The sequence below is a fragment of the Lawsonibacter sp. JLR.KK007 genome, from assembly GCF_036941135.1.
Lineage (GTDB): Bacteria > Bacillota > Clostridia > Oscillospirales > Oscillospiraceae > Lawsonibacter.
In genome coordinates this window covers 661,410-683,529 of sequence record NZ_JAYWSY010000002.1, presented here as the reverse complement: position 1 = coordinate 683,529, position 22,120 = coordinate 661,410, and the positions used below count along the sequence as shown (strand labels likewise).

The 22,120-nt window shown below is 58.1% G+C and carries 12 protein-coding genes; all 12 read left to right on the top strand.

The features are described from left to right. The first annotated feature begins 10 nt into the window (after nt 1-10). Nucleotides 11-532: a DUF5697 family protein gene (locus VV088_RS13220; RefSeq protein WP_334601181.1), complete on the top strand. Its 522-nt coding sequence runs from the start codon at nt 11-13 to the stop codon at nt 530-532. A 15-nt stretch (nt 533-547) separates the two neighbouring features. Next, nucleotides 548-1,210, top strand: coding sequence for a DUF6100 family protein (locus VV088_RS13215; protein ID WP_287826972.1), 663 nt, complete (start codon nt 548-550; stop codon nt 1,208-1,210). 181 nt (nt 1,211-1,391) lie between these two features. Continuing rightward, the gene (locus VV088_RS13210) at nt 1,392-2,528 is read left to right on the top strand and encodes a hypothetical protein (RefSeq protein WP_334601180.1); all 1,137 of its coding nucleotides are present in this window, start codon (nt 1,392-1,394) and stop codon (nt 2,526-2,528) included. A 14-nt stretch (nt 2,529-2,542) separates the two neighbouring features. Then, a complete protein-coding gene (locus VV088_RS13205; protein ID WP_334601179.1) occupies nt 2,543-3,949 on the top strand; it encodes a VirD4-like conjugal transfer protein, CD1115 family in 1,407 nt (468 codons plus the stop codon). Continuing rightward, nucleotides 3,832-4,542: a TraM recognition domain-containing protein gene (locus tag VV088_RS13200; RefSeq protein ID WP_334601178.1), complete on the top strand. Its 711-nt coding sequence runs from the start codon at nt 3,832-3,834 to the stop codon at nt 4,540-4,542. The genes VV088_RS13205 and VV088_RS13200 overlap by 118 nt, the downstream gene beginning before the upstream one ends. A gap of 6 nt (nt 4,543-4,548) precedes the next feature. After that, on the top strand, nt 4,549-6,015 hold the full coding sequence (locus VV088_RS13195; protein WP_334601177.1) for a S1 RNA-binding domain-containing protein: 1,467 nt from the start codon (nt 4,549-4,551) through the stop codon (nt 6,013-6,015). A gap of 11 nt (nt 6,016-6,026) precedes the next feature. Beyond that, complete coding sequence (locus VV088_RS13190; protein WP_334601176.1) at nt 6,027-7,181, top strand: hypothetical protein; 1,155 nt, start codon at nt 6,027-6,029, stop codon at nt 7,179-7,181. Beyond that, complete coding sequence (locus tag VV088_RS13185) at nt 7,178-8,014, top strand: class D sortase (protein WP_334601175.1); 837 nt, start codon at nt 7,178-7,180, stop codon at nt 8,012-8,014. The genes VV088_RS13190 and VV088_RS13185 overlap by 4 nt, the downstream gene beginning before the upstream one ends. A gap of 71 nt (nt 8,015-8,085) precedes the next feature. After that, nucleotides 8,086-9,225 (top strand): S-layer homology domain-containing protein, encoded by a 1,140-nt coding sequence (locus tag VV088_RS13180; protein ID WP_334601174.1) that lies wholly within the window; start codon nt 8,086-8,088, stop codon nt 9,223-9,225. 151 nt (nt 9,226-9,376) lie between these two features. After that, on the top strand, nt 9,377-18,343 hold the full coding sequence (locus VV088_RS13175; protein ID WP_334601173.1) for a SpaA isopeptide-forming pilin-related protein: 8,967 nt from the start codon (nt 9,377-9,379) through the stop codon (nt 18,341-18,343). Nucleotides 18,344-19,057: 714 nt separating this feature from the next. Beyond that, on the top strand, nt 19,058-20,938 hold the full coding sequence (gene ltrA, locus VV088_RS13170) for a group II intron reverse transcriptase/maturase (RefSeq protein ID WP_334599178.1): 1,881 nt from the start codon (nt 19,058-19,060) through the stop codon (nt 20,936-20,938). 107 nt (nt 20,939-21,045) lie between these two features. After that, the gene (locus VV088_RS13165; protein WP_334602068.1) at nt 21,046-22,113 is read left to right on the top strand and encodes an MSCRAMM family protein; all 1,068 of its coding nucleotides are present in this window, start codon (nt 21,046-21,048) and stop codon (nt 22,111-22,113) included. Nucleotides 22,114-22,120: the final 7 nt, after the last annotated feature.

Below are 22,120 nucleotides of genomic sequence, written 5' to 3'. Positions count from 1 at the left end.
GAGGCAGAACATGAAAACGAGAGAACAAATCTACGGGCAGGAGGCCACCAGTATTCTCCGTGACATTACCATGTACCGGGCGCTGACGGAGGAGCAGCTTCTCCGCCTCTACCCCGGGAAACGGAGCCAGGTCCAGAACCTTCTGTCCTATCTGACCAAGCAGGGGCGCATCTGGCACATTGACGGTCTGTACTGCGCCGCCCCGGAGTGCGCGGAGGACGTGGACAAGGGTATGCTGGCCGCGATTTGGGTGCTGGCGGACTTCATCGACCGGGTGGAGTTCCACTCCGTGGGCGATTTCCCCGCCAAGCTGATTTTTTTCGCGGACGGCGAGGTGTACGAAGTCATCCATGCCGCGTCCGGCAAAGAGACGCTGATCAATCACATCCTGTCCGCCCCGGCGGAGGAGGCGTCCAGCTACCTGATCCTGGTGGACAAGCCGGAGCAGATCCCGGAGCTGGACATTCCTAATGTCCGCGGCTACTGCACTGTCTCCCCGGAGGGAGAGGTTCAATACTATCAGCGAGAATAAGGAAGGAGGACAGCCTTGAACCGAGCGATCCTATCCCAGCGAATTACATCTATTTTAGCCGACCTGAATCGGCTGACTAATGCACTTTACGCCATGAACACCACTGACATTCAGCGATACCCCGATAACTACGAGGTGCTGTCCACAGACGCGGCGCTGCGTGCGGAGAACATCGCCTGCCGGCTGCGGCACCTGATTTACTCCACCACCAACATCAAAAAGGAGGAGTATCTGACCTCCGCCGCTGTTATGCAGGGAATCAGGGTGGAGGAGAACGATGGTGTTCTGGAAATCACGCTGCCCTGCCTGCTCCCAAAGCGGAAGCAGCGGCAGAGTACAGAATACCTGCTGGACCCTTTCACCGCCGCAATGAGTCAATATGCCAGGAGCCATCCTCTGCCCCGGCTCCAGCATTGCGTGGTCTGCTTCTCCCATGTCTACTGTCAGGATCTTCCCGAGCGTCGGGTGCGGGACTACGACAATCTGGAGCTGAAGCAGTTTCTGGATGTGGCTGCCTCGTTCATTTTGACTGATGACAGCGGCCTGCTGTGCGACGCCTACAACACCACCGAGCTGGGCGAGGCGGACTGCACCCGAATTTCCATCATGGACAGCGCGCACTTCCCAAAGTGGCTGGCGGAACGTCAGGCGGCGCTGCAGTCCATCACGGATTTGTAGTAAAAGTGCCATCGAAACAGGGGTCCCATTTTGGGCTGTTTTGAAGCTTCCGTTTTGGGACCCTCGGTAAATTTCAGCAAAGTCTTGTGCGGCAGGGGATTTTCCCTCCCTGGGCCAGCATGAAAAACACCGAAGTTATACGCACCCACGGTAAAAAACAGTGAAAAGAGGTGGTGTCAATATGGCTGCTGGCAGTAAGCAGATACCGCCCGAGGACACGCTGGCAAATTTGCTGCTGACACTCACTGCACTGTCTGGCGAGTTCCCCACAGCCCAGGTAAGCCGTCTGCCCAGTACAGGCGCATACCAGGAAAAAATCCTCAAATCGCTTAAAGGAGAAAAACTCCTGCGGACTTACTATCGTGATGGGCTGCGGGCGCTCCGGCTGACCACGACGGCTAAAAAGCTGCTGGTGGACAAGTGGCCGGATCGGTTCCTGCCCTATCTCTCCGGCAGTACCGAGACAAATGTGTTGAAGTCGGAAGTCCCCCGCCGTCTGCGGCTCCACCGTATGGCTGAGGTTCTGGTGACAATGCTCAATGCTGACGTCTTGGTATTCCCTTGGGAAAAGCCAGCCGTGTTCAGTCCCACGCCGCTCTCCGCCGCTCCGTGCATTGACCGGCCTGCTTACTACAGCTCCAGAGAAGTGAAAGGCTTGGGGGCACAGGCGGTCAAGATACGTGGCTCCCGCTCAACCGGCCTTCTTCTGACGGACGGCGCCATCTTCACCATCTACAATACCGGCCCCTTTGCGATGAAGTGGGAGTACAAATCGGAAATGCGGCTCAAAGCCATGCTCCAGACAGAGCTATGTCAACGCCGGCTCCCAGGCCAGTACCAGAACGCTGTGTTGAGCGCCATCGTGTTCGGCCAGGATATGGAGCGGATGATTCCGTTGATGAATGATGGCGGTGGACAGCGGGACTACTTTGTACTGGATGGAAATTACCAGCACTTCTACTACCTGACCAGCGACCACAAGGGAGAGCTGATTTTGCGGCTACTCTGTGACGCTGAACAGCGGACAGTTCTGGACGATATTCTCTCCCAGGATCTGGCTCCCTGCCGCCCTGACTGGATCGTGGAAAACGATGCTATGGACGGCGATTCCCCTGTTCTGTTCGCCTACACCTGTGATATGCCCCGCATAAAACGGTTTGACACCGCACTGGAGCTGCACGGGAAAACGGGGACGCTGTTCTGTTTTGACTTTCAAGAAAAAGCTATGCGCCAGATCTGCGGCTCAGGTGTTGATATTCAGTGCATTGACTTTGATGTGTATGAGAGGAGTGTGTTCCTATCTCCCGAAAACAACTGATTAAGCTGCTGATCGTGCTGCCGGTCGCTCTGGGCGCTCTGCTCTACGGCGGCGGCTATATCGCCCAGTTCCTCTACAACTACGACGTGTGGCAGGCGGCGGGCGGGGTTTTCGGTACAGCCCCGGAATTTCCGGACGGCAACTTTTTTGTCTGCATCGCCGCCGTGTTCCGCTGGCCCTACGGCCTGTACGGTGTAGGCGGCTGTGTGGCGGCCCTTGCTGTATTGGTGTTCATGGTCATGCGGATGGGCTACAGCGAGACCGGCGCGTATGACCGGGAGCGCAACCTGATTTACTCCAACAAGGGCACCTATGGTACGGCAGGCTTTATGACCAAAAAAGAGCTGAAGGGTGTGCTGGATGTGGTTCCCAACATCCGCAAGCACCACGGCATCATCCTGGGTGAGATAGACGGAGAAGTGATCTGCGTCCCGGAGAAGACCCGTTTCAACGGCAATCTGGCGGTGTACGGGGCCAGCGGCTCCAAAAAGACACGGGCCTTCTGCATGAATATGATCCTGCAAAGCGCCGCCCGAAGGTCTTCGCTGGTAATATGTGACCCAAAATCGGAGCTCTACGAGAAAAGCAGCGCCTACCTCCGGGACCAGGGCTACACCGTGAAGGTGTTCAACCTGGTCACGCCCGCCGCCTCCGACTCCTGGAACTGCCTCTCCGAGATCGAGGGCCAGGAGTTGATGGCACAGCTCTTTTGCGACGTTATCATCAAAAACACCGGCAGCGACAGAGGCGACCACTTCTGGGACTCCGCCGAGCTGAATCTGCTGAAAGCCCTGGTTCTTTATGTGGAGCGGGGCTATCCGCCAGAGAAGCGCAACATTGGTGAGGTCTATCAGCTCCTTGCCATGAGCAGCGAGAAGGAGTTGAACGCTATCTTTGATGTGCTGGACATTTCCCACCCGGCCAAAGCCCCCTACAGCATTTTCAAGCAGTCCAGCGAAAGCGTCCGGGGCGGCGTCATTATCGGTTTAGGCTCCCGGCTCCAGGTGTTTCAGAACCAGGACATCCGCAATATCACCGGCCATGACGAAATTGACCTGGAGCTGCCGGGCAAACAGCCCTGCGCCTACTACTGTATCACCAGCGATCAGGACAGCACCTTCGATTTCCTGTCCTCACTGTTCCTGTCGTTTATCTTCATCAAGCTGGTCCGGTACGCCGACCAGAACTGCCCCGGCGGGGCGCTCTCTGTTCCCGTCCATGTGCTGGGCGAGGAGCTGTGTGCCTGCGGGGTCATTCCCGACCTGAGCCGGAAAATCTCAGTCATCCGCTCCGGAACATCAGCATGTCCTGTGTATTCCAGAACCTGGCTGGTCTGCAAAACCGATACCCGCAGAACCAGTGGCAGGAAATACTGGGCAACTGCGACATCACCCTATTCCTGGGCTGTACCGACGCCCTGACCGCACAGTTTATCTCTGACCGCACCGGTGAGGCATCCATCGCAGTCACCAGCAAGGCCAAGCAACTGGGCACCTGGCGCATCTCCAACTACACCCCGGAGTATCGGGAGACCAGCGGCGTGGGCAAGCGCAAGCTGATGACCATGGACGAAGTATTGCGGATGGATGTTGACCGGGCGTTGGTTATCCTGCGTGGAAGAAATGTACTGGAGGTTGATAAATACGACTATTCCAAGCACCCCGAATCGAAGAAGCTGCGCCCGAGCAAGGCCGCCTCCCATATTCCCGCATGGCAGACGGCTCCAAAGGTAGAGCGGAAGGAGGTGAAACCTGCTCCACCCAAGGCCAGGCCCACCCGGTCAAAGCCTAAGAAATCCGCCCCACCCAAAACAGACGTTCCTGCCGAAGAGCCATCCCAGGAGGCTGTTCCAGCAGCAGATCCAGCAAAAACGGAAGCAGTATCTGTTCCTGCTGCTGTTCCCAAGGCAGAACCCCCCACGCCGCCGGCAGCTCAGCCTGCCCCCAAAAAGCGTGTGATAACTGCAACCAAAGATTCCATATTATCCAAGCCAAAACTGAAAAAGGAGGAATGATAGTCAATGGCAAGAAAAAAGACCGCAATGACCGAGCCTGAGTATTCGGACACCAATATGGAGGAAACTTCCCCTCTTCCGGAGGGTGAGGTTCCGGCCGAGGGTGTTCAGGAAGATGCTCTGGGCGGAGAGATTCCCGCCGGTGAGTTCATGCCCGACAGCGGCGAGCCCCCTAACAACGAGCCTCTGTCCAGTGATGGGGACGCAGTTTTTCCCGATGCGGAGCCGCACCTTACGGATACTGGCAGCGACGGTGTGGCGGAGGGCTTTCCCAGTGAGGAAACGCCGCCCGATGGCATCCCCCAGGAGGAGTCCGCCGCCGATCCTCAGTATGAAGATCTGCTGCATGAGATGGAGAGCACCACGCCCTTCCCTCCCGCAGAGGGTGACAGTCCGGCTCCGCAGAGTGATCTGCCTCCGCTGATGGAGGCACCGGCGGGCAATATGCTTCCGGAGGTATCGTCCGGTTCTGAGCAGAATCCCACGGAGACCGCCGATGTGGGTGAGGCGCCGGCGGAACGTACCGCCCGTCCCCGTACCCGGCGTGCTGCACCCAGCCAGCGCAGCGATTACGTGCTGACTATCGACGCCCGCGACCGTGTTCAGACGGAGGAGGAGCGGGAGGAGATCATCTGGCATGAGATCCGCAACGCCTACCGCACCCGCCGTATTCTCACCGGCATTCTGGGCGGCGTGGAGCAGACCAAATCCGGCAGGACGCTGGCAATCGTGGACTACAAGGGCTTCCGTGTGGCGATCCCCGTTCTGGAGATGCTGCTCTATACCGGCGAGATGCCCTCCAATCGGGAGTACCTGGAGCTGATGGGACGTCTGAACCGTATGCTGTCCACCATGCTGGGGGCGGAGATCGACTTCATGGTGAAGGGCATCGATTCCAACACCCGGAGTATCGTTGCAAGCCGGAAGGACGCTATGCTCCGCAAGCGGCAGAGCTTTTACATGGACACCGACGCCCTGGGCGAGCACCTGATCTATGAGGGCCGGGTGGTTCAGGCCCGTGTGATTGCTGTGGCGGAGAAGATCATCCGTGTGGAGGCATTCGGTGTGGAGTGCGCTATCGTGGCCCGTGACCTTTCCTGGGAGTGGCTGGGCGATGCCCGCGACCATTTCAGCGTCGGCAGCCGCATCCTGATCCGTATTCAGACCATCGACCGGAGCAGTCTGGAGGGGATGACCATTACCGCTGATGTGCGCAGCGTGTCCTCCACCACCAACCTGGACAATGTGAAGAAGTGCCAGCCCCAGTGCCGGTACGCTGGTCGGGTCACCGATGTGCGGGGCGGCGTTGTCTACATCCGGCTCAATAACGGCGTCAACGCAATCGCCCACGCCTGCTATGATCTGCGTACCCCTGGCAAGAAAGATGATGTCAGCTTCGCTGTCACCCGGCTGGACGAGGAAAAGGGAATCGCAATCGGCATCATCACCAGAATCATCAAACAAAATCTGTAAAGGAGTTGCCTATGAAGCATTTCAGGCATCTGGCGCTGTCGGTGCTGCTGGCACTGTCGCTGATGACCACCGCCCTGGCCTCAGAGGTCCCGGTCAGTCTGGTGGTGGAGAACCTCAACGGCCAGCAGCGCATCGTCAAAACCTATGAGCTTCCCCCCGGCACAGACCCGGAGACACTGAAGGAGCCGTCGTTTACCTACGACGGCTTCACCTATACCTGGGCCTATACCACCAAGGATGAACATACTTTCCTGGAGACCAAGACCGTGACCGAGGCGGTGACGGTGGAGACAGGAAAAAAGGACCTCAATACCGTTCTGGAGCAACTGGCCCCCAGCATCCCCTATGATGACGGGGAATTTTCCGGTGAGCTGGCTCTGGATCACACCACCATCACCACCGAGGCGGCGGGCTACGCCACCAAGAGCGGGAAGGTGACTGCCACCAAGACCATCGGGCCGCTGGACCGGAATGATATGTCCTATGTTCCAGCAACCACCGTCAAGGACGGCAAGACGCTGACCCTCGCCAATGTGGAGTGGCAGGTCATCGGCACCGATCTGGTAGGCGATGTGCTGGCCCCCTCCAGCTATCAGGCAATCGCCACCTACTCCGCCTCCACCAGCTATCAGGTAGCCACCGGCTATGTCTCCACTGCGGAGTACAAGGGGACGGTGGCCGCCTCCGGTATCGAGAGCATCACCTATACGGTGGTCTATGTGGGGACGGAGACCGTACCCGAGACCCCGCAGCCCACCGAGCCGGTCAAGCAGGGCGGCCCCCTGTTCGGCGGGAATATGGCCTCCATCGGCGGAACGCTCCTGATGATCGTCTTGCTGGTGGCGCTGGCCGGCGGCGGAATCTGGCTGTACCTGCACCGCAAGAACGTCTACATCTACGTCCCCGGCGATAAGCCCAGGGACTACAAACTGATCGCCAAATTCCGGGCGGAACCCCAGCGGCCGGAGGTGGACATCACCGGCCTGGACCCGTACCCGGAGAGCATCATCGCGGTGGAGATCAAGCGGCCCCTGGCAAAGAAGCTGCTGGGCCAGACCTTCACCGTCCATCACCGGTCGGCTGACTATGCCTATACCGTCCTCCAGGACCGGCCTGGAGACTGGCATGAGTTCGACCCTTCGGAAGAAAAGGAGGAACCTGTTTGAAGCATATCAGAAAAATCGCCGGGCTGATGCTGTCCATGGCGGCGGCGCTGTCCATGGCGGTCCCGGCCTTCGCGTCGGACTATTCGTTCACCACGGACGCCCCCCAGGACTTCTATGGCAGCACCAGCTATGAAGACATCTACGGCTCTCAGTACAACTACGGCGGGAAGAATGTGGTGGACTACCAGGTGCCGGAGCTGGAGTACGGCGTTCAGAGCACCACCATGACCGGCGTGATGGAGCGCACCATTCTCCCCGGCCTCCAGCAGACGGTCGGCACGGGCGGGGGCGGCTACGGCGTGGCCGGGGGCGGCGGCCCCATTACGGTGCTGGTCGAGGGCACCGGAACCGGCGGTTCCACCTCTGTCACCAACCCCACCGTTCCCACAGTTCCTACCACCCCCTCCTACCAGCAGCCCGCCTACACCAGCGTGGAGGGCATGGCCTATAAAGACGGGCATATCGGGACTATTAAGATTCCCAGCTTGAAAATCAATATGAAGGTCTGGGAGGGCGAGACTGCCGAGAGCATGAAAAAGGGGCTGGGCCATTACAGCTCCACCTCCGCCTGGGATGGAAACGCCTGCTTCTGCGGCCATAACCGAGGCAGCAAGTACGTCATCGGCTCCATTAAGGATCTGGAGCAGGGCGACACCATCACCTATACCACCGTCTACGGCACCCGGACCTATTCGGTCACGGAGGTAAAGATCATCTCCAACACCGACTGGAGCTACCTCCAGTCCACCGCCGACAACCGTATCACCCTCACCACCTGTCTGGCAGACCACCCCGAGAGCCGGGTCGTGGTGCAGGCGGTAGAAAAAAAGTAGGCGGGCTTGTTGAAAAACCTCTGTTTGTTTTCGTATAAAGGTGTAGAATAACATGAACGGAGGTCTTCTCAATGAGGAAAAAGTTTTTATCCCTGGCGCTGGTGGCTGTGCTCTGTCTGAGCATGGCCGTTCCCGCTGTGGCCGCCAGCCCGCCCTCTGAATTGGAGATGGCGGCGGCCTATGTGCGGGAGCGGGGCATCATGGTTGGGGATCAGAACGGCAATCTGAACCTGGACGCCGGACTGAACCGCGCACAGTTGGCTGTGATCCTGACCCGGCTCTCCGATGAAACCGGGGATATGGGCCGGAACGCCGAATATTACCGGACAGTCTGCCCGTTCACTGATGTGCCGGAGTGGGCGATGCCCTACACCGGTTACTGCGCTGAAAAGAAGCTGATGTCTGGCTACGGGAACAGGCTGTTCGGTCCCAATGACGCAGTGGTCCCGGCGGCGGCCTGTACGGTGCTGCTCCGCTACTTGGGATGCCCCGACAGTCAATGGAATTACAGTACCGCCTGCGACAAAGCAATGGAATTGGGACTTCTCCCCGCCGACGCAGCAGCCGGCTCCAGTATTTCTCGGGGGAACATCGCTATTCTGCTCTACCGGGCGCTGAACGGTGGTAACCCTGCATCCCCACTGGGAGTAGGCACTGGCTATCTTGCCAACGGAAAGCCTGTCACCGAGGAAAATGTGCTGGAGCTTCTGCGCCAGCTGGAACAGGACTGGCCCTATGGCACAGTCTGGGGCACGCACGATATGCCTGGAACCCGCACAAACGAAGTCCCCAGCACGGCGGCCAACCGTATCATGGACGTCTACTGGGTCAGCGAATATTACGGGTGCAGCGGTTACGCCTCTATGATCAGTTCCCTCATTTTTGGCGACAAATCCAACCCGGGCCGCAGGGTGGATGACCTCACGCAGATTCGGCCGGGAGATATTCTGTTTCGGGTTCGGAACGATACCGGCTCCATCTGGCATGTGGTCATTGCGCTGGAATCTCCCAATGAAATCGGCGCGTTCCACTACACAGACGGAAATCACGGCGGCATCATCCGGTGGCCGGACAAAGAGGACCCCTATGAGCGAGACAATTTGGACTGCTACAGCGAGGAAGGCAAGACCTACCGCTTGGAAGCCTGGACCCGCTACCCTGAAAGTGTTCCCTTCACAGGGAATAGCGTGGAAGCGTGGCCCAACGGCTAAACAATAAAGGAGGCGATCATGTACCTCAAACCACCGATCCCACGGATGAACAGTCCCGGTCTGTCAATTTCATACCATCAGCTCAAGGGCTGCACGGTTTCGTGCAGTCCTTTTTCTATGCTCACAAACTTATAAAGGAGGAACCGCATTCATGTTGAAATCTCTCTCCCGGAGCATCAAATCCAACTGGAAGCGCACCCTGTCCGGCCTGCTGGCGGTCATCACCATCATGGGGATGCTCCCGGCCACCGCTTTTGCCGCGGAGGGGACACCCGCCAGGGCGGCGGTCAGCGCCGCCACCCCTGTCTATGCTCCCACCGGCGATTTCGAGGTCAACATCGCCGGCGCCACCGGCTGGAACGGCACCTGCCTCCCCCTCCCGGTCTACAATACCGAGAGCAGCGGGTCCCAGGTCGCGTCTGTCCCCGCCTCGGACAATGCCAAGCCCATCCCCTTCGCCATCCTGGCCTACAACGGCGGCGATAGGGTCAAGGTGGGCCTCGCCGTTGACGGTGGCGGCGGCGTGACTGCCTGGGAAGGCGGCCAGCTGGGGAAGACCGGCTGGGTGGATAAGGAGCGCATCTTCATCAACCTGCCGGACGTCGTTCCCAGCATCGCCTATAACCTGACCAACAGCAAAAGCAGCATCTTTCAGGCCACTGGCGGGAAGAGTATCCCCGATGTGACCGGGAGATCGTTCTATCCCAACGCCCGGCAGTTCAGCTCCCGTCTGAGCCGCTACGAGTATGTTGTCCCCTGTATGTTCACTTTGGCCGAGCGGCTGGCAAAGGTTCAGAAGTCCGCCATGTCCAACGGTGAGACGCTGGTGATCTATGAGACCTTCCGGCCCGCTGGGGTACAGACCGCTGTGCGGGACGGCTTTGCCTCCCTCTGGGACAGCGACAGCGGTGTGTCCGCCGACATGGACAAGGCCATCGCCATGGGCTATGCCCGCAACCAGGGCTGGTTCATCGCTAAAGGCACGTCCAATCATCAGGCGGGGCTGGCCGTGGATATGAGCCTTGCCAAAGGTGATCCCACGGAGCTGCATGAGTACACTCTGGATGGCTCCACTTACCGAAAGTACGAGGACTGGACGGAGTACGAGATGCCCACCTCGATGCACGAGCTGAGTTCGGCCGCCATCCGCTACCGGAAGCCCGTCAGCTCCTATACCATGCCCAGCGAGCTGGAGAATTGGACGGAGCGGTTTGCCGCCTCCGAGGGCGCGAAGCGTCTCCAGAGCTACTGCACCGCAGCCGGCCTGATCCCCCTTGCCAGCGAGTGGTGGCATTTCAATGACCCCAACATGGCGAAGATCATGGCGAAGGGAAGCTACTCCGGTCAGGAGGCGGTCAATACCAAGGGCGGCTATACCATTGACCGGGCCTACAGCACGATTCCCTATCAGGCGCTGACAGAACTGAGCGGCGGCAATATCCGGCGCGCCCCCGCCAAGGCCAACAGCGCCAGCCCCACCGGCGGCACCGGCGGCCTGAACCCCGGCAGCCCCGGCGGTCAGAAGCCCACCACCAGCAATGTGGATTGGACCACCGATCCGAAGCGGACGTTCCTTCGGTTTACGCTGATCGAGTTCCCGGAGGGCGTGGTCAAGGACATCAACAGCAACGACTACAGCACCTGGCACGTTGTCGGCACACCCCTCAACGTGGTCTGGGGCCAGGGCACCTATGAGAACTGGGATGCCGCCGCCTGCCGGAGCAAGATCACCTGGTTCAATTCCTGCGCTATGCAGTACAACGGCAAGGGCGCAAATGCCGCTCAGATGATGGCAGGCGGCACAGGCGGAGTCTACGCTTACGACGCCACCAGCGGATATAACCAGAAATGGGTGACTACCGCAGACGAGTTCCAGGCGGCCACCGGGATCACGGACGCGCAGAAGGAGCAGATGTTCAACTGCAACAGCTCCAAATGGTCCACCGGCTGGGTGGACGGCGACTATACCTCTATGTGGGGCACCGACCCCAAGCCCGTGACCCCCGGCAATCTTTACAAGGTCTACAAGCCCAACGACGCCTTTTTGTACCTGCTGGGCCGTCTGAGCACCACCAGCAGCGGCAGCAACTGGAGCAAGGACGAAGCGATCACGAAGTGGTCTGAGTACGTTCACGATGCCAGCGGCAACCTGCGCACCAAGTACCGGGTCATCATTGAGACCGGCGGCGTATTTGTGGACCCGGATGGCGTCCGCCGCGCTTACACCCTGCGGGAGATGATGGCCTATTCCCTCTATAACAGCGAGTCTACAACCAAGGGCAATCTGATCTACGATCAGTCCTCCACCATCCGCAACATGGCCCAGTGGATGCGGCAGAAGAAGAACCAGTTTTTGGAGTACCCGCTGGACAGCAGCGGCGCACCCACTGGTGAGGAACTGTGCTCCACCAACGGCTTTACCGAAGCGGACAGCTTCGTGGACAGTATTACGAAGGCCGCCAAGGTCAGAGACACCATCTTTTCCGAGCGGTGCTCCTATGGCCTGCACATCCTCAGTCCGTTCAACTTCGAGCGGCCTGAGCCCACAGGGCCGTCCCTGGAGGTGACCAAGAAGGCCGGAGGCTCCGTCCCCGCCGGGGAGACCTGGAGCTTTACCGTGACCTATACTGCGGGCAGCCCTGCCAGCTTCACAGCGAAGAAAAACGGTACAGACTGCACAAGCCAGGTCACAAGCACTGGTAGCGGCCTGAAATTTACGCTGAAGGCTGATGAAACCATCCGCATCGAGTTTGAGGCGGATGCCTCCTTCCGGTTTGATGTGACAGAGGACGACACCTCCTACCTGACCGGCATCACCGGCACCGGCGGTACCGCCGATATGGCCGCCAAGAAATTCTCCAGCAGCGGCGGTGCATCCAAGGTGACCTTCACTAACGGCACTACCATCACTGAGAAGAAGCCCGTTTACCTGAAGCTCAAAAAGATCGCCGCCAAGGATAAGAAGCCCCTGGCCGGCGCGGAGTTCTCAGTCTATGCGGACTCCTCTTGCAGCGGCACACCCCTGGCCGTGATGACCACCGGCTCTGACGGCACAGCGAGTACGTCCGTTCCCAACATTGTGGAGGACGGCAAGAGCGTGACCCTGTACGTCAAGGAGACCAAGGCCCCGGCCGGCTGTACTCCGCTGGCCTCGCCCTTTACCGTGACCTGCAAGGCCCCGGATAATTCCACGGCGGCGGGCGCGGTACAGGTAGGCCCGGCGGCGGGTATTGAGAACGGCGGCATCCCCGAGCCGGGGAAGGCCCTTCTGTTCAAGCGGGACGCCCTGACCAACACCGGCGTCGGCCCCGCCACCTTTAAGTTCTCCTCCGTCACCAACGGCGTCTACGAGTTTGACACCGATGAAGCCGGTGTGCTGGAGAGCGTGCAGTGGTGGGACCCCACGGAATCCACAGGAAAGTACATCAAGCCCGGTGAGTACGCCGTGACGGAGCTGGTTCCGCCCCCCAATTACGAGCCTACCACCGAGGTCCAGCAGATCAAGCTGGAGCTGGACGCCAACGGCAATCCCATCCCTGCCGGGCCTCTGGTCTTCAAAAATCTGGCGAAGGTCGGATTGAAGATCGTGAAATATGACCGGCAGAGCCACCGGCCCATGGCGAACGTCACCTTTGAGATCTTCCGGGACGGCCTTTCGCTGGGCCGCTATGAGACCAACGGCAGCGGCGAGATCCTCCTGACCAACATCGAGCCGGGCACCTACCGGGCGGTGGAGGTGGACACCGGGGACGACAGCCACATCAAGGACACCGCCCCCCAGGAGATTGAGCTGACCGCCGGCTGCGGCGTCAAGGAGCTGTTCTTCTTTAACGACACCAAACCCGGCATGAAGCTGGTGAAGGTGGACAGCGCCGACCCCTCCAAGACCATTCCCGGCGTGAAGTTCAGCATCCGGGCCATTGATGGCAGCTACGGCCCGGAGGAATTTGTCACCGATGGCAATGGTGAGATCGACCTGAGCAAGCTCCCCGTCGGCTCCTATGAGGTGACGGAACTGGAGTGCCCCGGCTATGTGGTGGACAACGCCCAGCGCATCATCCACCTGCGGGCCAACGACACCGCCGAATTTGTGTTTACGAACACAAAAAAGCCCAGTCTGCGGCTGGTCAAAACCAGCGCGGACGGGACTGCTTTGGACGGTGTTACCTTTAAGATCACCCCCATTGGGGACGCCAGCCACTCCATCGACCGCACCACCCAAAACGGCGGCGAGATTCTGGTGGAGGGCCTGGAGCCGGGAATCTACTCCGTTGTGGAGACGGCCACCCTGCCGGACCACATCCTGGACACCACCGAGTACCATGTGGAGCTGTCTCCGGGCAAGACCGCTGAGATCCATCTGCAAAACGACAAGCGGCCCAGCCTGGTCATCAGCAAACGGGACAAGGACAGCACAGACCCCGTGCCCGGCGTGACCTTCACGCTGCGGGGCGCGGACGGCCCCACCATCACCACCAAGCCCACGGGTCCCGACGGCAAGGTGGTCATCACCGACCTCCTGCCCGGAGTTTATACCATCACCGAGCAGAGCGTTCCGGAAAATTACATTCTGGACACCACCCCCCAGACTGTGACCCTGTTCCCCAACAAGGAAACCCAGGTGGAGTTCCAGAATTACCAGCGGCCCACCTTGAAGATCGTGAAGGTGGACATCGCGGGCAAGCACCTGACCGGCGCGATTTTTGAAGTCAAGACCAAGGCCGGTGTGAAAATCGGGGACTTCCCCGTAGGCGCGGACGGCACCATCACTGTGCCTCAGAAGCACCTCACCGAAGGCTATTATATCATCACGGAAAAACAGGCGCCGGCAGGGTACATTCTGGATACTACGCCCCATGAGGTCTACCTGCGCCCCGGCAAGACCACAGAGGTCTCCATTGAGAACGAGAAGAAACCCGGCCTCACCATCTATAAGGTGGATAGTATCGTCGGGGACGGGATCAAGGGGGCCAAATTTGAAATCTGGGTGTCCAAGGACAAGAACCAGAACGGCACCTACCAGCAGCTGACCAACAGCTACTACTATTCCGATGAAAATGGCATCATCCACCTGGACAGCCTGGACACCGGCTGGTACAAAATCATCGAGGTGGAACCGCCGGCAGGGTTCATGCTCAAAGAGCCCTCCGAGCAGACCATCTACATCGAGCATGACACCTCCGTTGAGGTGACCTTTGAAAATATTCCCAAATCCGCTCTCGTCATCCGGAAAATTGATTCGGACACCGGGGCGCCTCTGGCGAACGCCTGGTTCCGCGTCCGCTACCTGGGCGGGACATCCGGCAGCGGCGGTACCATCATCGGGGAGTATCAGACCTCCAGCAACGGCAATATCGTGATCACCGGCCTGGACGCGGGAACATACGTCTGCGAGGAAATTTCCGCCCCCCACGGCTACGTCATGGATACTGCCCCGCAGACCGCCTACATCAGCGGCAAGGAGCAGGACTGCATTACCCTCACCTTTACCAACAGCAAGTACGGTTCCCTACTGGTCAAGAAGGTGGACAGTATCACCAAGGAGCCGCTGAGTGATATTCAGTTCTTTATCACCACCAGCGACGGCGCTGTGGTGGGTAACGGCAACGGCTACTTCACCACCGACAGCGCGGGTTCCATCTTGGTGTCCGACATCATGCCGGGAACCACACTGGTGGTCAAGGAGACCCGGACAAGGCCGGGGTACATTTTAGACGACGTGCCCCAGACGGTCAAGATCGAGTCCAACGAGACCAAGACCCTGGAGTTCCGCAATCAGCCCACCGGCTCCCTCCTGATCCGGAAGGTGTGCAGCGTCAACCCCAGCGTCACGCTGGCGAACGCGGAGTTCAAGGTGGCCTACTCGGACGGCAGCCTCATTGGCGACTCCAACGGTGTTTACCGTTCGGACGAAAACGGCGAGGTGCGCATCGAGGGCCTGATCCCTGGCAAGAGCGTCGTGGTGACTGAGACCAAGGCCCCGGCGGGGTTCCTCATTGATACCCAGTCCCAGACAGTAGTGATCCAGGCGGGTAAGACGGTCAGCGTGACCATGAAAAACCAGCCCAAGGGCCAGCTCATTGTCCAGAAACGGGACAGCGCCACCAACAAGCCGCTCTCCGGGGCGGAGTTCCGCATCACTACGGCGGCGGGGTGCGAAGTGGGTCTGGACGGTGTGATCGGCACCAGCACCCTCACCCAGAACGGCATTTTTACCACCGACGCCCAGGGCGAAATCAGGGTCACCAACCTCGCACCCGGGGCCTATGTACTGTCTGAAATCAAGGCCCCGGCGGGCTACGTCATGGATTCTCCCAGCACCAATGTGGTCATTGGGGCCAACGGCGACACCCAGACGGTCATCGTGAAAAACTCCAAGGCGGGCACATTGGTCATCGACAAACGGGATTCCGTCACCAACAAACCGCTGGCCGGCGTTACCTTTAAGGTGACCACCGCCACCGGCGAGTTTGTCCCCGATGAAAACGGCCAGATCAGCAGCAACGGCATCTATATGACGGACCGGGATGGGAAAATTACCATCAACGGCGTGGTCGGCGCGCTGGTCGTGACGGAGATCAAGACCATTCCCGGGTACACCATCGACCCGGCGGAGAAGACCCAAACGGTGGTAGTCAACCCCAACGACGTTCAGACCCTCCACTTCTACAACACCCCCGGCACCACCCTCGTCATTCGGAAGTACATCGAGGGTACGGATTTTGAGCCTCTTTCCGGCGTCGCCTTTAAGGTCATCGACGGCAGCGGCGCGGCGGTAGGTCCCGACGACGGGATCTATTATACCGACAAGGCCGGCGAGATCGTGCTGTCTGATGTGGAGCCGGGTACCACCGTCATCGCAAGGGAGATCAAGACGGTAGAGGGCTTCGTGCTGGACGGCACCCCCCAGAAGATTCTCATTAAGGACGGCGAGGTGCAGTCCCTGACCTTCTGGAATAAAAGGGATAATTCCCTCACCATTCTGAAGCAGAGCACGGACAAGACCCCGCTGCCCGGCGCGGTGTTTCACGTGACCGACGAAGACGGCGCCGCCATCGGCACCAACAACGGCCGGTACACCAGCGACCGCAACGGCCTCATTACCATCACCGGCCTCCAGCCTGGGCAGATCGTGATCGTGACGGAGGAAAAGGCCCCTAACGGCTACATCAAGGACCCCACCCCCAAGACCATCAAGATCAAGCAGGGCGTCGCCAACAGCCTGATTTTTGAGAACGCCAAGACGGGCTGCCTCATTATCAATAAGCGCAGCTCTGCGGATAAGAAGGTTCCCCTGGAGGGCGTCACCTTTAAGATCACCACCACCAACGGCAGCTTCCTCCCGGACGCGGATGGGAAGATCAGTTCCAACGGCCTGTACTACACCGACGAAAACGGGCAGATCATTCTCAACAGCGTGGTGGGCTCCCTGGTGGTGACCGAGGTGCAGAGCATCGACGGCTACACCATCCATGAGGCCAACCGTACCCAGACCGTGGAGGTCGCCCCGGACGACACCCAGACGCTCTACTTTTACAACGACCCCCTGTGCAGTTTGACCATCTCGAAGGTGGATTCCGTCACCGGGAAGCCCGTACCCAACACCGAGTTCACGGTCAGGTACAGCGACGGCAGCCTGATCGGGAAGTTCACCACCGGGAAGGACGGGACTGTGACCGTCACCGGCCTCATTCCCGGCAGCACCGTGGTAGTGACCGAAACCAAGGTGCCCCAGGGCTATGTGCTTAATCCCACCCCCCAGACCATCGTGGTTCGGAACGGGACGGGCAACACCCTGACCAGCGGCGTGAGCGGCGGCCCCACCGGCGGCAACAGCACCGGCGGCAACAGCACTGGCACCGGCGGCGGGAACAATCTCGATTTTGAGAATGATCCCACCACCACCCTCGTCATCCAGAAATTCGTGGAGGGCACCGAGAACCAGCCCATGAAGGGCGTGGAGTTCCTGGTCACCGACAGCTCCGGCGCGGTAGTCGGCCCCAACAACGGCTACTACTATACCGATAAGGACGGCCGCATCACCATCTCCAACCTGGAGCCGGGAACCACCGTGACCGCGCGGGAGACCAAGACGCTGGCGGGGTTTGTCCTGGATGGTACGCCCCAGAGCATCAAGATCAAGGTTGGCGAAGCGCAGACCATGACCTTCTGGAACAAGAAGGCGGGCGGACTCGTTATCACGAAGCTGGATGCTGTGTCCAAGAAGCCTCTGGCCGGGGTGCGGTTCAAGCTGACCTATGCCGATGGGACCAACGTGGATCAGGACGGCGGCAAGGTGTCCACCAACGGCATCTATGTGACGGACAGCAATGGGCAGATCAATGTCCAGGGCGTGACCGGCACCATCATCGCAACCGAAATCGAGACCATTCCCGGCTACATCATCGCCCCCAACACCAAATCCCAGACGGTGAAGGTCAACGCCGACGATACCCAGTACCTCACTTTCTACAACACCCCCACCCAAACTTTAGTGATTCAGAAGCTGGTAGAGGGCAGCAAGGACCAGGGCCTGGCCGGTGTGGAGTTCCTGGTGACGGACAGCTCCGGTGCTTTCGTGGGGCCGAACAACGGCATCTACAAGACCGACAAGTATGGCCGCATCACCATCTCCGACCTGGAGCCCGGCTCCGTCATTACCGCCAAGGAAACCAAGGCGCTGGACGGGTATGTGCTGGATTCCACCCCGCAGAGCATTGAGATCAAGTCCGGAGAGGTGCAGACCCTGACCTTCTACAACACCCCTGTGGGCGGTTTGGAGCTGATCAAGGTCTCCGAGTCGGACAAGTCCCAGCGCATCAAGGGCGTGACCTTTGAAATTCGGAAGATGGACGGCGGGCTGGTGGACACCATCACCACCGGCGACAATGGCCGGGTGTTCCTGCCCATGGACGCCGGCGATTTCTACGCGGTGGAGATCGAGGCGGCGGAGGGCTTCAAGATCGACAGCACCCCCCACTACTTCACCATCCAGGACGGCAAGACCACCACGCTGACTGTGACCAACGCCCCCTTCTCGGGCATCATCATCCATAAGGTGAACAGCGTTACCGGCGAGGGGATCTATGATGTGAAATTCGCGCGCTTTGTTCCTTGACAATCTGCGTAGAAATACGCAATAAAACAAGGCAGATTTCGCAAGAAATCTGAACTCTATGCTTGATTCGGCAGGGGCAGAACCTGCCTGACCCGGTGTGACGGGTGACCAAAACTCTGATGCTCCGACGTGCGTCCATAGTGTCATATGGAACGTGCGAAGCTCGGTAAAGAGCGGAGGCGATATCTGAGACGGTATCGCGCCGCAGGAGGCTATAAATCGGTCATGTCCAGTATGTTTTGTTGCAACCGACATATGTCCTGAGAGTACGGCTCGTAAACGCCAGGATGATTATACAGCCATCCGCCCCCATGAGGGGTGCTGCCGCCGTTGAAATTTGAATTTGTGGAAAACGGCAGAAAACCATTAAGGTCGAATGTCTTTGGCAGAATATCACACAAGTCAAAGATGGCAGCCGGGTTAGAGGGACGGGCTAAAACCGATATGTAAAGCTAAAGCATAGGGAACAAAGGAACCATGGACGGCACTTCATCTTTTTGAAGTAAGTGGAGTGGCACCTCCGCCGCGCGGGTAGGAAATGACCCGCTAATCCATGGGGCAGCAGCCCGTAGTAGCGAGGATGTCCGCAATAATAAGGCGGACGGAGCGAAGGGGCATAGTCAGTGCAGATTCGTATGTGAACAGAAGGTCGAGGAAGCCGTAGGCATACCTGACTAAAACCAGAAACACCAATTCCGAAGGGAGGCGGTGCGTATGGCACAACAATTCGACTACCCGAAAACCGAAACGGAATTACGCAAGCTCCAAGATAAACTGTATCAGCACAGCAAAAAGGTCTATGACGAGGGCGGAAGGCCAGCGCTCAAGGGACTTCTGGAAATTATGTCAGCAGAAGCAACCATCATCACAGCAATTCACAACATCAAAAGTAACCACGGCAGTGAAACCCCCGGTGTGGACTCCAAAACCATGCGCGATTACCTGCAACACTCCCATTCGTGGGTCATTCGAGATATTCAAAGCGCGTTCAAGCACTTTGAGCCGCAGAAAATACGCCGGGTGTATATCGACAAACCAGGAAAAGCCGAAAAACGTCCGCTGGGCATTCCTACCATACGGGACAGAATCGTACAAGAGTGCATGAGGATTGTGTTAGAACCCATATTCGAAGCACAGTTCTTTGCCCATTCCTACGGTTTTCGGCCCATGCGGGACGCACCTATGGCATTGGAACGCGCAAAATTGCTTGTTCATCATACTGGCTACCATTGGATTGTCGAGGGTGATATCAGCAAATGCTTTGACCGTATTGACCACGCTATTCTCCTGAAACGTCTTTATCACATGGGGATAAGGGACAGACGGGTACTGCAAATCATCAAGGCAATGCTGAAAACCGGGGTCATGGATGAATGTGAGGTAAATGAGGAAGGTACGCCACAGGGAGGGTTAATTAGTCCCCTATTGGCAAATGTCTACTTGGACATCATGGATGAATGGATTACCAAGCAGTGGGAAATAAAGAAAACAGAATATCCATTCTCAAAACCCTACCGCAAGTACAAAGGTCTGCGTAGAACGGCCTTGATTCCAGGATTCCTCGTCCGATACGCAGACGACTTCATAATCATCACAGACACACGCGCTCATGCCGAGGACTGGAAAAAACGACTGCAAATATTTCTCCACAGCAAAATGAAGCTGACACTATCCCCAGAGAAAACGCTGATAACAGATATCCGAAAAAAGTACATCAAATTCCTTGGCTATGAATACAAGGTGGTTCCGGGAAAAGCGCGAAAAGGCTATATTCCAAGAACGATTCCAGAAAGAGACAGATTAAGGCGGAAAACTGACAAGATTGCTCATGACATCAAGAAAATCCCGCACTATTACAGCCGGGAACAAATGGTGGACGCAATCAATCGCATCAACAGCCAAATCAGGGGAATTATCCAATATGATCAATGCTGTACCTGGGTGAACATTTCCATGAAGAAGTATAGCAGGAGGCTACAATTCGTTGCCAGACGCCGCCTGACGCAGTACAAGGGAAAGTGGATTCCTGCAAATCAAACGCAAAATCTTCCCCGTGTTCATCAGCAGTATAAGCAAAAGATACCCTCCATGAAATATCGCGATATTTATATCGGTTTTACCGCACTTTCCTTTTGCAAATGGGAGAAAACTATCCCCAAAAAGGAGGAAGAGACGCCCTACACTGAAGCTGGCAGGCAACTTTTCTTTGAGCGCACGAAAAAGAAGCGTATACACGCTCGCCTTGATGAAATGTACTCGGAAAAATCGGCCAGAGCAACCAGATATGGGCAATGGGGAAAACTTAACAACTTTGAGTTTATTATGAATCGGGCCTACGCGCTCAACCGTGACAAACTCAAGTGCCGGGTTTGCGGCGGCTGGCTTATTTCCAGTATGCCATGGGCACACCGGGTCAACCCAAATCTCCCATTGAATAAGGTAAATCGTGTCAACAATCTGATATCCCTGCACAAGAAATGCCTCGACGCAGTTAATAACCCGAACTATGATATAAGCGAGTTTGATGCAAAAGCACAGAAGAAAATTATCGGTTATAGGGAAAAACTGGTTCCTTCACATACACGCAACAAATAATCTGCATTGATGGAGCGCCGTGTGCGGTGAAAGTCGCACGCACGGTGCGAAGCGGGGGAAAATCCGCTCTGACTGCTGTCCTCTTATGAGGGCAGTAAAAGCGGCGGATTACCTATCGCTATCTGGTCTATGACCAGAATAAGAACCCCATCGGGGAGTATTCCACCGATAATGAGGGGTACATCTACATCGACGACCTCACCGTACAGGGCAAGGGTAAGCTGTTCATCCGTGAGCTGGAGGCGGCGCCCGGCTACGAGCTGGACAAGGAGTACAAGACCGTTTACGTCCAGCCGGGTAAGACCATTGAAATCGAATGGAAGAACACTCCCATCACGGGCCAGTTCCAGATCCACAAGTTCGCCGCCGAGTACAACGAGGTCACCGGCACCCCCGCCGGCGCTCCCCTCCAGGGGGCCGTGTATGAAATCAGCGAGGCCCGCAGCGGCAAAGTGGTGGACTATATCACCACGGACGCCCGAGGCGTGGCCGCCTCCAAGCCCCTGCCCTTGGGCCGGTATAAGATCGTCGAGGTCACTGCTCCCGCCTACTGGCAGGTCAGCGGCAAGACCTTCGATGAAACCCTGGAGTATTCCGGCCAGATCATCAAGGTGAGCGACTACGACAAGCCCTCCAACCTGGGTGTGGTCATCACCAAGCGGGGCAACGCCGAGGTGCTGACCGGGAGCCAGATGCGCTACGACTTTACTGTGGGCAACACCAGCAACGTGCCGCTTGACAACTACTATTGGCACGACCGCATTCCCACCGACGCAGCCCGGGCCACGGTGTTTACCACCGGCACTTACAGCGCCCGACTGAACTATCGCATCCTCTACAAGACCAACTACACCGCTGCCTATCAGGTGCTGGCGTCCAACCTGATCACCAGCAGCAGCTACTCCTTCAGCCTGAACGCCATTCCCATGCAGGCCGGCGAGTATGTCACAGATATTTACCTGGATTTCGGCAAGGTACCTGTGGGCTTCCAGTCCACCAGTAACCCCACGCTGACGGTCCAGGTGCTGGGCACCATCGCCAACGGCTATCAGATCATCAACCGGGCCGACGTGGGCGGCAAGTACCAGGGCACCTGGCAGACCGGCCAGGCCAGCTGGGTCACTGTCGTGCGCAAGCTGACGCCAAATCTTCCCCTGCCCAAGACGGGCTATTGATCCATTT